The organism is Robertmurraya sp., from assembly GCF_036676585.1.
Taxonomy (GTDB): Bacteria; Bacillota; Bacilli; order Bacillales; family Cytobacillaceae; genus Robertmurraya_A.
The window spans coordinates 25713-38320 of record NZ_JAKFCQ010000186.1 but is presented as its reverse complement, the minus strand read 5'-3'; the positions used below and the strand labels follow the sequence as shown (position 1 = coordinate 38320).

At 37.1% G+C, this 12608-nt stretch carries 10 protein-coding genes; 9 read left to right on the top strand and 1 reads right to left on the bottom strand.

Features of this window, described 5'->3' with window-relative positions:
• The coding region (locus tag ACGLXV_RS23115; RefSeq protein ID WP_391560481.1) for a hypothetical protein at positions 1-237 on the bottom strand (237 nt) is incomplete at its 3' end.
• A gap of 398 nt (positions 238-635) precedes the next feature.
• On the opposite strand from ACGLXV_RS23115, the gene ACGLXV_RS23110 reads away from it, so the two are divergent.
• The 9 genes from ACGLXV_RS23110 (at position 636) to ACGLXV_RS23070 (ending at position 12591) form a co-directional block, all read left to right on the top strand.
• Complete coding sequence (locus tag ACGLXV_RS23110) at positions 636-1349, top strand: GntR family transcriptional regulator (RefSeq protein WP_391560480.1); 714 nt, start codon at positions 636-638, stop codon at positions 1347-1349.
• Positions 1350-1823: 474 nt separating this feature from the next.
• Positions 1824-2795: an SIS domain-containing protein gene (locus ACGLXV_RS23105; protein WP_391560479.1), complete on the top strand. Its 972-nt coding sequence runs from the start codon at positions 1824-1826 to the stop codon at positions 2793-2795.
• 327 nt (positions 2796-3122) lie between these two features.
• Positions 3123-5189, top strand: coding sequence for a hydantoinase/oxoprolinase family protein (locus ACGLXV_RS23100; RefSeq protein ID WP_391560478.1), 2067 nt, complete (start codon positions 3123-3125; stop codon positions 5187-5189).
• A gap of 4 nt (positions 5190-5193) precedes the next feature.
• Complete coding sequence (locus ACGLXV_RS23095) at positions 5194-6951, top strand: hydantoinase B/oxoprolinase family protein (RefSeq protein WP_391560477.1); 1758 nt, start codon at positions 5194-5196, stop codon at positions 6949-6951.
• A gap of 194 nt (positions 6952-7145) precedes the next feature.
• Positions 7146-8120, top strand: coding sequence for an ABC transporter ATP-binding protein (locus ACGLXV_RS23090; RefSeq protein ID WP_391560476.1), 975 nt, complete (start codon positions 7146-7148; stop codon positions 8118-8120).
• 7 nt (positions 8121-8127) lie between these two features.
• A complete protein-coding gene (locus ACGLXV_RS23085) occupies positions 8128-9126 on the top strand; it encodes an ABC transporter ATP-binding protein (RefSeq protein WP_391560475.1) in 999 nt (332 codons plus the stop codon).
• A 28-nt stretch (positions 9127-9154) separates the two neighbouring features.
• A complete protein-coding gene (locus ACGLXV_RS23080; RefSeq protein ID WP_391560474.1) occupies positions 9155-10099 on the top strand; it encodes an ABC transporter permease in 945 nt (314 codons plus the stop codon).
• 31 nt (positions 10100-10130) lie between these two features.
• On the top strand, positions 10131-10958 hold the full coding sequence (locus ACGLXV_RS23075) for an ABC transporter permease (RefSeq protein ID WP_391560473.1): 828 nt from the start codon (positions 10131-10133) through the stop codon (positions 10956-10958).
• Between the two features lie 49 nt (positions 10959-11007).
• A complete protein-coding gene (locus ACGLXV_RS23070) occupies positions 11008-12591 on the top strand; it encodes an ABC transporter substrate-binding protein (protein WP_391560472.1) in 1584 nt (527 codons plus the stop codon).
• Positions 12592-12608 lie beyond the last annotated feature (17 nt).

The following is a 12608-nucleotide window of genomic DNA, read 5'->3' as shown; positions in this document are numbered from 1 at the left end:
CTCATACTCCGATTGCTTTTCAAATACCTTCTTCAATATCTTTCCTACCTGATCCTCTGATTCACAATTCTTTAATTCAATCATATATTCATCCGTTAAGGGAGAGTTTGGCTGAAATGGTATTGGATATATAGAGAGTATGAGTTCATTTGTATCCGGTGATAGTTCCATTTTCTTGTTTAAGTATTCATATATAAAGCGTTTTCGCTCTTCAAATGTATCCCTAACCGGTTCCATTTCATACGCCTCCTGTCAAATTCATTAATATATCTATTACCACAATATATAATTTATAACCTTTAATATATTTGGTTTCAAAATAAAATCCAAACTATATTCTTTTGGTTATATATCTCGGAATTGAGATAAATGAAATAGAGGGATGATTCATGTGCATATGACTGAGTCCATCTGGCCTTATTCCTAACCCTGTTGTGTCCCGCAAAGGTAGGATAATGAATAGCATTGAAAAATGATTATCAAATATTAATACAAAATATCACGTTTGGTTATATAGTTTATTAATTATATATTTTTATATCAGCAATAAAGATAACATTTTTCTAATTTATTGCATTTTAAACCGATTAAATAGTATTATATGGTTATATAATAATCGATATGGGGTAAATACAATGACATTAGATAAAAAGGATGCTTTACCTTTATACAAACAGCTGACCGATCTAATTCGTGGTGATATTGAAGTAGGAAAGTTTAAAAAGGGTCAAAAAATTCCAACAGAAGTTGAATTGAGTAAACTCTATAATGTTAGCAGAATTACCGTACGTAATGCTCTAGAAGAGCTGGCGAAAGAAAATCTATTAATTCGAAAACAGGGCAAAGGCACATTCGTAAACACTGAGAAATTAAGTAGAGGGATAAGTGGTTCTATAAGTTTCTCAGATATGTGTCGTGAATCGGGCTGTAAACCTGGTGCAAAGGTCATTAAGTGTGTAATTGAAGATGCAAATGATAAGGATACTGAGGTGTTACATTTAGAACCCAACTCAAAGATAATCGTAATCGAGCGTATTCGTTATGCGGATGGGGTACCAGTTGCATTTGAAATTTCCCGGTTACCGGAACGCTTCACTTTTTTATTAGATGAAGACTTGAATGATACTTCAATGTTTTCGATTCTGGCTGAAAAGTATGGTATTGTCTTTACGAATCCAAGAAAAGAAATTGAGCTAACCTATTCAACATATGAAATGTCACGTTACCTTAGCTTATCATTAAGTCATCCACTTCTATTAATCACGGGTCTATCTTATGATAAAGAAGGTATACCAACCCATCGATCCATGCAATTTATTGTGGCAGACAAGTTCAAATTCGTTGTATAAGCACATGTTCTTAAGAAGCGTGGAAAGTAGCAATTCAATTGCTTCATAAAAGACTAGCACATAATTCAAACAATTTTTCATTCGTTGTTTGGGTTATGTGCTTTTTGTTTCTATTGGTGTTTAATTGTATTATTCAGAAAATAAATATAATTCAATAAAACAATATTGACATATTAGAATTAAGTTGTAATACTATTTGTTATAACCTACAAAATTTATGATATAACCTTCTGTAACAATTAGTGTTAAGATCGTCATTTGTTCCATCCGAAACTAACGCTTTACAGGTTATTTTAAAAGAATTAATGTGTTTTGACTGTATTTTTATTGAGAATAATAGATATCAATCCAATGAAGTTACAAAATTGTTATAATATTTCAAAAAGTTATTGAAATACTCCACAAATATGGTACTATATTGTTATAGAAATAAGAAATACAATATAATACAAATAGAGAGGGAGTACATAAAACATGGAAATTAAATCAATTATTAGTGAAATTAAACAGAAGGTAAATACAGCAGGTGGATTAAAAGCGGTTTATTTCGTTGCATGTGGTGGATCTCAAGCTGCTATTTATCCAGCTAAGTACTTAATGCAAAGTGAAGCGAAAAATATAGCTACTGCAATTTATAACAGTAATGAGTTTGTACATTCTACTCCAGCAGCCTTAAATGAACAAACTGTTTGTATTATATGTTCATTAAATGCAACTCCAGAAACCGTAGAAGCTGTAAAGGTGGCGAACAAAGCAGGTGCTATTACCATCGCAATGACTGGTTCACCTGATACTTTAATGGCCCAAAATGGTCAGTATAAAGTGATTTATTCGAATGGAGACAATCAGGTATACTCTCAGGCAAACCAAGCGCTAGCTTTAAAATTAGGATTTGAAATCCTTCATCAATTTGAAGATTACCAAAACTATGAAGTTGCTATGGCTGCATATGACCAAATTGATGATATTGTTACTTCTGCTAAAGAGAACCTACTGCCAAAGGCACAAAGATTTGCACAAGATTTTAAGGATGATGAAATCTTTTATGTGTTAGGTAGTGGACCGCTATTCGGTACAGCTTATACAATGGCTTGCTGTCACTTCATGGAGATGCAATGGAAACATGCTGTTGTGTTAAACTCAGGCGAATATTTCCATGGTCCATTCGAAACAACTGACAAATCTCTTCCATTCGTACTACTGAAAAGCTTAGGGCGTACTCGTCCGATGGATGAAAGAGTAGAAACATTCTTGAATCAATACGCAGAGCGATTTATCGTAATCGATGCAGAGGAGGTAGGATTAAACGAGATCGATCCTACTGTTGCTGAATTCTTCAATTCTGTTGTAATGATACCGGTAGAAAGATATTTCGTTTACCAAATGTCGCTTATTCGAAATCATTCGATGGATGACCGCCGTTACATGTGGAAAGTTGCGTACTAAAATAAATCACGCCTTCTTTTTGATGGAAATTCGGCCTCTAACTAAGGGGCCGTTTTCCAAATAAAAAAGTAATAATAGTGAAAGCAATTTTAGAGAAAAAATCATTTTATTCTTATTAAAAAAAATGATCTTTTTCAACAAGATGTTGTTTGAAGTGACACGTATTATAGAGATTTAAAAAGAGGTACTATTGTTATATTTACAGATTGATTCTAAATAGGCTTTGTTGACAAAATTATAAATTTTCTGTAAATATAGTTACAAAATTGATACATATTAAGTTTGATAGATTAATAGGGTAATGATTTTCCAAAAGGAGGAAACTGTATGAGCTACATGGTAGGCGTAGATGTTGGGGGAACTTTTACAGATGTTACATTGGTTGATAGTAAAACGGGAGAGATCAAAAATCACAAGGTTTCTTCAACCCCAGAAGATCCTTCACGAGCCATTATGAAAGGAATAAAAGATATTCTAGAAATAAATGATATAGCCGAAAGCGATGTCCAATATTTAGCGCATGGAACGACAGTTGCTACCAATGCCCTAATTGAACGAAAAGGTGCAGTTACTGGTCTTATCGTTACAGAAGGATTTCGTGATTTACTAGAAATTGGACGTCAAACCCGTCCTAGTTTATACAATTTCTTCGAAGAAAAACCTCAACCCGTTATTCCAGGCAATTTAAGATATGAAGCAAGAGAAAGGCTTTTAGCAAATGGTGAAGTGTATAAGGTAATTGATGAAGACAGCCTACACAAAGCCATTGATGCATTAAAGGAACAAGGGGTAAAATCGATCGCAGTTTGTTTCCTTTTCTCATATTTAAATCCAGAGCATGAAAAATTTGCAGTTAAGGAAATTAGAAAGCGTTTTCCGGATGTTTACGTTTCAGCTTCCCATGAGATTGTTCCTGAGTTTCGTGAATACTCAAGATTAAGTACAACAGCATTGAACGCCTACTTAGGGCCAGTAATGAAGAACTATATGGAAAACTTCTTGAAGTCAGTAAAGGAATATGGAATTCCGGTGGAACCATATATTACACAATCTAATGGTGGAATTATCTCCATTCATGAATCAGTTGCCTCACCTTTACGTACTGCTGTATCAGGCCCAGCGGCAGGAGTGGTAGCAGCTAAGAATTTAGCAGAGCTTACTGGATATAAAAATATGATTACCTTCGATATGGGAGGTACATCAGCGGACTTTAGTTTAATTGAAGATGGAGAACCTAAGATTTCTATGGAAAGAGAAGTAGAAGGTTTTCCTGCGCGTATCCCTATGTTAGATATTCATGCTTGTGGTGCTGGTGGTGGCTCGATTGCTTATATTGATAACGGTGGAGCATTGAAGGTTGGTCCTGAAAGCGCCGGTTCTACACCTGGTCCTGCGTCTTACGGTAGAGGAGGTACAAGGCCAACTGTTACGGATGCAAACCTTTTACTTGGTCGGTTAAATCCGAAAGAGATATTAGGAGGCCGTATGTCAGTAGATATGGATGCTGCAAAGCAGGCCATTCAAGAACATATTTGTGACCAATCGAAGCTTACTTTAGAAGAAGCAACAGCGGGAATTATCTCTGTAGTAAATGCTAATATGTCAAGGGCCATTCGATTAATCTCCATTCAAAAGGGACATGATCCAAGAGACTTTACTCTTGTATCATTTGGTGGAGCGGGTGGACTGCATTGTAGTGCTCTAGCCAAAGAGTTAAATATTCCTAGAGTCTTAATTCCACCTTCACCAGGAACCTTTTGCTCATTAGGCTTATTGGTTACAGATGTAAGAACAGATTATGTTCGTTCTACACTGGAAGAAGCCTCACCAGAAAGTATGAATGTAGTTGCCTCTCATTTTAAGGAGTTAAAAAAAGAAGGGGTTAAATTACTAGAAAAAGAGAATATCCCTGAGTCAAAACGCAAATATGAGTTGGTTATTGACGTAAGATTCAAAGGGCAAAACTATGAAATTCCCATTCCGGTTGAATGGGATGAGTTGACATCAGCTGGTTTTGTAGCATTAAAGGAACGTTTTGAAGAACAGCATGAAAAGATTTATGGTTATGCTAAGAAGGATGGGATTTTAGAATTTGTAAACTATCGACTAACAGCTGTAGGTCAATTACCTAAAGCGAGATTTGAAAAATCAACTGCTGCAAACGAAACGGCAGTCCCTCGAGCTACTCGTCAGGTTTATTTTTCTGAAATTGAAAACTCAGGGTATTACGAAACAAAAATCTTTGATCGTAAAAATCTTAAGCCAGGGAATAAAGTTCAAGGTCCTTTAATCGTCGAACAAATGGATACAACGATATTAGTCCTACCCGACCAAACCATGGAGGTAGATGATTATGGGAATCTGATTATAAATACGTTTGGTGGGGAGGAGTAAAACAATGGTGAATCAAGTAGACCCTATTACTTTAGAAATTGTTGGGAACTTATTGCTTTCTGTGGCCGAAGAGATGGGAATTACTCTTGTCAAAACAGCCTTTTCAACGAACATCAAAGAACGGAAAGATTGTTCAACGGCAGTTTTTGATGCAAAGGGAAATATGACGGCTCAAGCTGAGTATGTACCGATGCATTTAGGCTCTATGTTAGATGTAGTCAATGAAGTCCTAAAAAGATACCCTACAGACTCAATTTATCCAGGTGATATGTTTGTTACGAATGATCCTTACTCAGGCGGGGGTACTCATTTACCGGATATCACCATGGTTGCGCCAGTATTCGAGGCAGATAAATTAGTAGGTTTTGTAGCGAACATTGCCCACCATTCGGATATTGGTGGAATGGTTCCAGGTAGTGTATCGCCTGATTCAACGACGATTTATCAAGAAGGCTTGCGTATTCCTCTTGTGAAAATTTGTTCTAAAGGTGAATTAGTAAGAGAAAGTTATGATTTTATCACACTCAATACGAGAACTCCGGTCGAAAGACAGGGAGACTTAGATGCTCAGATCGCTTCCAATAAAGCGGGAGTAAGAAGATTACAAGAAGTAGTTGAAAAATATGGTGTAGATTATTTTGAAGCATGCACTGATGCATTACTGGATTATGCGGAAGAGTTAATGCGAGCTGGAATCCGTTCATTACCCAATGGTACCTATACATTTGAGGACTATTTAGATGATGCGGGAACACATTCTCAGGATCCGGTTCTCATTCGTGCCCAAATCACAATTGATGAAAGCAATGCCATTGTGGATTTTGAAGGAACCAGTCCACAGGTTCCTGGACCACTCAATATGGTGTATTCCGGTTTAGTTACAACCATCTTCTATTGCTTTAAGGCGGTTGCTGGGCAAAATGTTTTCTCGAATCAAGGTATTTATCGTCCATTAACAGTGAAGGCTCCGAAGGGTTCCATAGTCAATTGTACATTGCCGGTCCCGGTAGGACAAAGGATTGATACTTCGCAACGTGTGGTAGACGTTATACTTGGAGCTCTCTCCAAGGTAGCGCCTGAACGAGTATTGGCAGCATGTAACAGTGTTGTAACCTCGGCGATTTTCTCAGGTACCAATCCAAACACAGATAATTACTTTGTCTATTTAGAAACCATTGCGGGTGGTTCAGGTGCACATGCATTTGGAGATGGACTTAGTGGAGTACAGGTTCATATGACCAACACTTCTAATCTACCCGTAGAAGCACTTGAAAGAGAGTATCCAATCTTAATAGAGAAGTATGCGCTTCGAACGGATTCAGGTGGAGCAGGCTTACACCGTGGAGGATTAGGGATTCAACGTGACTATCGTATTTTAACCGATGGCCTTTCCTATACCGGTCTCGGGGATCGACATAAGTTTGCACCTTGGGGAATTAATGGTGGAAAAGAAGGAAGTCCTGGAATTTTCTCCTTTGCAAAGAACGGAAAAGAAGAAATTAAATTAAGTTCAAAAGTATCCGAGCTTCCATTAAATAAAGGTGATGTTATTAGAGTAAGTTCACCTGGATCAGGAGGATTTGGATCTCCATTTGAAAGAAATCCAGAGTTAGTTTTATTTGATGTTATTGATCAGAAGGTGTCAGTAGAAAAAGCTTTAGAAGACTATGGTGTTAGTATCATTTATAACAATGGAACCTACTCTATTGATATAGAAGAAACAAAGAAAAATAGGCTTGGTGTCGTGCAAAATAGTAATTAATAATAGAGCGCTGTCTACAGGTTTAATAAGAAATTCATGGTAGGTAGCGCTTTTTTATCTAAATTTGTTTTTAATATAATAAGAGTTTTGTGTTAATTTTCAAATAAGATTGAATATTCTAACAAGAGGACTTATAATATATTATAACAAAACAATACCATTAGGCGTTCTAATAGGAGTTAGGAGGGATGTTTGTGGGGAATGCACTTCTTAATATAAAGGGTTTATCGACTGTATTTAATACAGACTATGGTGTTTTTCCAGCCATAAAGAATGTCAACTTGTCCCTAAAAAAAGGTGAAACGTTATGTATCGTAGGTGAGAGTGGGAGTGGAAAAACAATTACATCTATGTCACTTATGCAGCTTCTACCTTCTTCCGGGAAAATAGCATCAGGTGAGATTCTTTTCCAAGATATAGATTTGGTGAAATTAAACAGAGTAGAGATGAACAAAATTAGAGGGAAGTCTATCTCGATGATCTTCCAGGATCCAATGTCAGCCCTTGACCCTGTATTTACTTGCGGAAGTCAAATAACGGAAGCCATCCACATTCATGAGGACATTTCGAAAGAAGAGGCTAAAAGTAGAGCAATCGAACTGTTGAAGGAGGTTGGAATCCCTCACCCTGAAACAATATTTGATGCATATCCCCATGAACTTTCTGGTGGAATGTGCCAACGTGTCATGATTGCAATGGCCTTATCCTGTAAACCAGACTTATTAATTGCCGATGAACCGACAACTGCATTAGACGTGACTGTGCAAGCTAGAATTTTAGACTTATTGAATAAAATCAAAAAAGAGTTTAATATGGCAATTCTGTTAATTACCCATGATTTAGGTGTAGTAGCAGAAATGGCTGATCGAGTTGCCGTTATGTATGCGGGGCAAATCGTCGAAGAAGCAGATGTAATGACCATATTTAAAAAGCCAAAACATCCGTATACGAAAGGGTTAATCAAATCAGTTCCACCATTACATCAGGTTGATAAAACCCTTTATAGCATTCCAGGAAATGTTCCTACAATCAATTCAATGCCAAAAGGCTGTAGATTTAATCCACGTTGTTCTTTTGCTACAGATTTGTGTGTTGAAAAGGAACCAGAGTTACAAAAGATCAATTCCAATCATACCGCTAAATGTTGGCATATAAACGAAGGAGTGTGAGGACACATTGAAAAGCAACACTCTTTTAGAGGTTAGAAATGTAAAAAAACACTTTCCTGTTAGTGATAAAAAATTATTTTCTACACAAAAAAATTATGTTCAAGCCGTAAATGGTGTTAGCTTTACCATCAATGAGGGAGAAACCTTTGGGTTAGTTGGGGAGTCCGGCTGCGGTAAAAGTACTTTGGCACGATTGATTATGGGGTTAATCAAAGCAGATAGTGGTGAAATCAACTTTGAAGGTAGAAATTTCCTAGATTTACGTGGGAGGGAACTACGTAAAAGCCGAAAGCAAATGCAAATGGTATTCCAGAAACCCTATGAATCACTCAATCCTAAAATGACAGTTGGACAGATAATTAGTGCACCGTTTGATATTCATGGTGTTTATAACAAACAAGAACGCGTACAAAAGGTTAAAGATTTACTAGAAATGGTTGGCTTAAGTCAGCAGTATATCAATCGATATCCACATGAATTTTCTGGAGGTCAAAGACAGCGAATTGGAATTGCCCGTGCGATTGCCCTAAACCCCAAATTAGTCATTTGTGATGAAGCGGTATCTGCGCTTGACGTCTCCATTCAATCTCAAATTTTAAATCTATTAAATGATTTACAAAAAGAATTTAAACTAACTTATTTGTTTATCTCCCATGATTTATCAGTCGTAAAACATGTAAGCGATAAAATTGGTGTTATGTATTTAGGAGAAATGGTTGAGGTTGGGGATGCAGAGACAATCTACAAAAATCCTAAGCACCCATATACGCAAGCTTTACTTTCAGCGATTCCAATTCCAGATCCTACCTTTAAAAAGGAACGAATTGTCCTCGAAGGAGATCTTCCTAGTCCGATTAATCCGCCAAGCGGTTGCCGATTAAGTACAAGATGTCCTTATGTTATACCACTTTGTAAAGAAATTAAACCAGAGCTAAGTACGATAGGTTCCAATCACATGGCTGCTTGCCATTTATTCTCTGAATCCAAATTACAAAAGATCAATTAAATTTTCTGAGAAGTTGGGGGTGAGATTATTGCTTCATTTTGTATCGAAAAACGTTGGAGTAGCTATTGTTCAAATTTTCATCGTTGCGACCCTTGTATTTTTATTGCTTCGTTTCATGCCTGGTGATCCTGCAGTCTTAGTATTAGGTACAGAAAGAGGCGCCGACCCAGCTGCTGTTGAGGCGATGCGTGCGACCCTTGGTTTGGATCAGCCACTATTAACACAGTACTTTGCTTGGATTGCAGATATACTCAGATTGGACTTTGGACAATCTCTATTTAATAACATTGATGTTACTACATATCTAGCTGAAAGGCTTCCTAAAACACTTGAATTAGCAGTTGTTGCAATTATTATCGGGTCAATTATCGGAATCAGTCTTGGAATTATTGCTGCTGTCAAACGAGGCGGAGTTGTAGATATGATTGTTTCATCTATTGCAGCAGCTGGATTATCCTTCCCAGTGTATGTAACTGGTACCGTGTTAATTTTACTTTTAAGCTTGCAATTGAATTTGTTACCTGCAAGTGGGTATACCGCTTTTTCAGAAGACCCGGTTGCCCATATCCAAAAGTTGTTCCTCCCTGCCATTACGGTAGCCTTACCGCTGGCTGCATCGATCGCGAGAATGACTCGATCCTCTATGCTTGAGGTCTTGGGCAAGGACTTTGTTCAGACGTTACGTGCTAAAGGGCTAGCTGAAAAAATGATTATTTTCAAGCATGTACTTAGAAACGCCATTATTTCTGTTATCACGGTAATAGGCTTAGAGTTAGCTAATTTAATTGGTGGAACCGTATTAATTGAGTTTTTATTCAACTGGCCTGGATTAAGTTCATTATTAGTAGAATCAATCAATAACCGTAACTATCCGATTATTCAAGGTTCAATTATCGTGATTGCAGCATTCTACATTCTAATTAATAGAGCAGTTGAAATCATTTATGGGTTAATGGATCCTAGAACACGTTAACCAAGTATTTTTATAGAAAGAGGGTGGGAGGATGGCTCGGAAGTTTTTACATCACAAAACATTCATCGTTAGTTTTATCATACTTCTTCCAATTCTCATTATTGCACTTATTGGTCCATGGATTGCACCAAATGATCCTTTAGAAATTGATTCTACCAACGTACTAAAAAGTGGTACATCTGGGCATTTGTTAGGAACCGATGAATATGGAAGAGATATACTTAGCCGATTAATCCTAGGTATTCGTCCAACTATGCTTGTGGCATTAGGAGCAACGTTAATCGCATTTTTTGGCGGAGTCGGGTTGGGTGTAATAGCCGGTTATGCTCGAGGATTAACTGAAAAAATGATCATGCGAGCAATCGACATTGTGTTATGTTTCCCACCCATTCTACTTGCCTTAATGGTAGTTGGATTTTGGGGTTCTGGTGTAAAAAACCTTATTTTGATTATCGGTGTACTTTATATCCCGCGTTTCGCACGGATTACCCATTCCGCTACACTTCAGGTTAAAGGATTGGAATATGTACAAAGTGAACTTTCTTTAGGAGCTTCTCATTTTAGGGTCATCACCAAAGCGATTTTACCAAATATCATGTCTCCGTTAATTATCCAAATCAGCTTAACGATAGCGGCCGCTATTTTACTAGAATCTGGATTAAGTTTCTTAGGGCTAGGAGTTGTTCCGCCTGAACCATCATGGGGTCAAATGATTGGTGATGCTCGAGGTTATATTTATAACAATCCAATGTATGTTATCTGGCCTTCATTATGTCTTGGTGTAACGATGCTTGCCATTAATTTAATGGGAGATAGTTTTAGAGATATCTTAGACCCGAGACTAAAGAATAAACAGTAGAAGGTATTAAAAGCGTTTACAATATATTTTTATTAAAGGGAGTGAAAGTATGGCTAAAAGATTGATTGTATTGGTTGTCTTATTGTTTGGGTTAGTAGTGTTCTTAGGAGCTTGTTCAAGTAAGGAAAATGCATCCTCTGATTCAAAATCAGGGGATGCAGCAGGAGATAAATCTGGAGGTTCTTTAACGTTTGGATTAGCTGCAGAACCAACAACCATGGATCCTTATATCCAAAACGGAACACATGGTAGAACAGTTAAGTTTGCGATTTTCCGTGGGCTTTATAATTACAATGAAAAAGGCGAGTTAGAAGCAGAACTAGCAGAATCGTATACAACAAATGACGAATTGACACAATACACATTTAAACTTCGAGATGCAAAATTCCATAATGGAGATCCTGTAACTGCAGAGGATGTCAAATATACTTACGAGCGTATATTAGCTCCAGATAGCAAGGCGACATTCAAAACAGAACTATCAATCATTAGTAGCATTGAAGTGGTAGACGAAAAAACTATTTCGTTTAATCTTTCAGAGCCTTCCGCTCCTTTCATTCACTATACAGCACTTCCAGAATCTGTTGTAGTATCAAAGTCTTATACTGAAGAAAACGGAGAAGATATCGCGACTAAGCCAATGGGTGCAGGACCATTTAAGTTTGTTTCATGGGCTCAAGGAAGCAATATCATTGTTGAAAAGTTTGATGATTACTACAAAGAAGGCAAACCTTATTTAGATGAAATCAAGTTCCAATTTTATACTGATGAGAACACACGAGTTAATGCTCTTCGTGCGGGCGATGTCACTTTGATTGAGAACGTCCCTTGGAAGGATACTGAATCCATTGGTCAGATGGAAAATCTAAAGCTTGAAAGTGCAAATGGACCTTTTATGGCATTACAATTTAACACCGATTTTGAACCATTTAATAATCCAAAGGTAAGACAGGCGATTGCCTATGGTATTGATCGTAAAGCAATCCTTAATACGGCATTTAGCGGTCGTGGAGAGGCAATTTACGGAATGGCGATTTTAGAAGGTTATATGGGCTATGATGAAAAGTTCACTAAACACTTTAAGCATGATGTGAAAAAAGCAAAAGAGCTTCTTGCAGAAGCAGGTTATCCAAACGGATTCAAAGCTAAACTATTATCCACTTCTCAGTATGGAATGCACGAGCAAACAGCCGTTGCAGTACAATCAGAATTAAAGAAAATTGGTATTGAGGTAGAATTAGAACTTCCTGATTGGGCAACTAGAATTAATAAAAACGTTCAAGGGGATTATCAATTCTTAGTCGCAGGAACTTCTGGAGACATTACAGATGGTGATTGGATGAGTAACTTCTACCAAGGTGGACCGGCAAGATTAAATAACTCAGCAAACTTTGATGATGAGCAGATTAATAGCTTGCTAGCTCAAGGTAAGAAGGAAAAGGATCCTGCAAAACGTGAGGAAATCTACCAACAGTTGATTGAAAGAGCAATGGAATTATCACCATTCGTTTACTTGAATTGGAGAGAACAAAGCTATGGAATGCAAAAGAATGTGGATGGCTTTGTAAACCTTGATGGTTTCCTATCTTTCCAATCAGGTTTAACTTTAGAAGACACATATCTTAACGATTAATAAATTGTTTCAGACTC

Excerpts from the sequence above, each read along its gene's own strand:
- ACGLXV_RS23110 (WP_391560480.1), top strand. The coding sequence starts at position 636 with ATGACATTAGATAAAAAGGATGCTTTACCTTTATACAAACAGCTGACC.
- ACGLXV_RS23105 (WP_391560479.1), top strand. The coding sequence starts at position 1,824 with ATGGAAATTAAATCAATTATTAGTGAAATTAAACAGAAGGTAAATACA.
- ACGLXV_RS23100 (WP_391560478.1), top strand. The coding sequence starts at position 3,123 with ATGAGCTACATGGTAGGCGTAGATGTTGGGGGAACTTTTACAGATGTT.
- ACGLXV_RS23095 (WP_391560477.1), top strand. The coding sequence starts at position 5,194 with ATGGTGAATCAAGTAGACCCTATTACTTTAGAAATTGTTGGGAACTTA.
- ACGLXV_RS23075 (WP_391560473.1), top strand. The coding sequence starts at position 10,131 with ATGGCTCGGAAGTTTTTACATCACAAAACATTCATCGTTAGTTTTATC.
- ACGLXV_RS23070 (WP_391560472.1), top strand. The coding sequence starts at position 11,008 with ATGGCTAAAAGATTGATTGTATTGGTTGTCTTATTGTTTGGGTTAGTA.